This window comes from Candidatus Hakubella thermalkaliphila, assembly GCF_013281975.1.
Taxonomy (GTDB): Bacteria; Actinomycetota; Humimicrobiia; order Hakubellales; family Hakubellaceae; genus Hakubella; species Hakubella thermalkaliphila.
The window spans coordinates 1-1,480 of the sequence record NZ_BLRZ01000241.1 but is presented as its reverse complement, the minus strand read 5'-3'; the positions used below and the strand labels follow the sequence as shown (position 1 = coordinate 1,480).

1 protein-coding gene and 1 pseudogene are annotated in these 1,480 nt (G+C 50.8%); both read right to left on the bottom strand.

The window, feature by feature from the left end:
* Positions 1 to 188: pseudogene (locus HW443_RS11210) on the bottom strand (hypothetical protein); the annotation flags it as partial.
* A gap of 14 nt (positions 189 to 202) precedes the next feature.
* Positions 203 to 1,372, bottom strand: coding sequence for an LL-diaminopimelate aminotransferase (locus HW443_RS11205; RefSeq protein WP_176230908.1), 1,170 nt, complete (start codon positions 1,370 to 1,372; stop codon positions 203 to 205).
* Between the last annotated feature and the right edge of the window lie 108 nt (positions 1,373 to 1,480).

The window sequence follows — 1,480 nt, the reverse complement described above, 5'->3', positions numbered from 1 at the left end:
GAAGATTTAGGCTGTATAATTTTATCCACTACCATAGCGCCGGCGGTGGAGGAGAGCCGGGCTAGCTCTTCTATCGATTCTTCTACCTCTGCCTGAGTCTGGGAGGGGGTTTTGATGCTTACCAGAATGGCCCTCTCCAGAGCATCTGGAGAGACCTCATTTAATTTAGAGGAGGATGGCTCACTCATAAATACATTGTACTCTATTTCCCCGCAGAAAGACACAGCCTGATTCTCTCCATGGCTTCCTTCAGCCTCTCATCGGAGATGGTCAGAGAAATTCTGATGAAGCCCTCCCCAAAGCTTCCAAAGGCGCTCCCTGGCGTAACGAACACATTGGCTTCCCTCACCAGCTTCTGAGAGAACGATTCCGAGGTGAACCCAGGGGGAACTCTGGCCCACACAAACATGGTGCCCCGAGGTTTCTGAGCCTTGAGGCCGATTTGTTCCATGGTTTCGATAACCAGATCTCTCCGCTTCTGATAAATCAGACAGGTTTGCTCAGTAGGCTCCTTAGGGCCCTCCAGGGCCGCTATGGCTGCATGTTGGATGGCATTAAAGACACCCGAATCAATATTGGTCTTCAGGGTAGCCAGGGAGTCAATAAGCTCGCTATTTCCCACGGCAAACCCAATACGCCAGCCAGTCATATTGAAAGTCTTGGAGAGGGAATGAAACTCTATTCCTACATCCTTCCCCCCTCTAAACTGAAGCAGGCTGGGAGCTTTATATCCATCAAAGGTAATCTCCGAGTAGGCACAGTCATGGCACAGAACCAGATCATAGTCTTTGGCAAACTGGATAGCTCTCTCGAAGAATGCTCCATCTGCTACAGCAGAGGTGGGGTTGTTAGGATAATTGAAGTAGAGCAGCCTGGCCCTTCTGGCTGTGCGGGCATCCACACTATCGAAATCCACCAGGAAGTCGTTTTCTTCCAGCAGAGGTAGATCATAGGGCCTGCCGCCGGCCAGTATGACGCTGGTCTTGTAGACAGTGTAGGCAGGATTGGGCAGCAGAGCCCAGTCTCCTTCATTGATAAGTGCCCAACTAACATGGGCAAGACCCTCCTTGGATCCAATGGTGGGAAGTATTTCTCGGTCAGGATGGAGTGCCACGCCAAATCTTTTCTCAAACCATAGGGATATAGTATCCCTCAGACGCTTGAGCCCATAATAAGAAGGATACCGCTGATTGGCAGGATCGTGAGCGGCCTGACAAAGGGCTTCTACAATATGCTCTGGTGTCGGCCGGTCCGGGTCACCTATTCCCAGATTAATGATATCCACTCCCTGTTGCTGCTTCTCTTCCAAAAGTTGGTCTATCCGGGCAAACATGTAGGGAGGGAGATTTTCTATCCTCTTGGCTGGACGCATGCTGGTAATTTGCTCCTTTCTATAGTCGCTGTGGCTGACGGCCATCTTTAATCCTCCTCGTACTGCTGAAGGAGCCACTCCTCCAGTACCATGCCCTGATAGATCTCC

Excerpts from the sequence above, each read along its gene's own strand:
- HW443_RS11205 (WP_176230908.1), bottom strand. The coding sequence starts at position 1,372 with ATGCGTCCAGCCAAGAGGATAGAAAATCTCCCTCCCTACATGTTTGCC.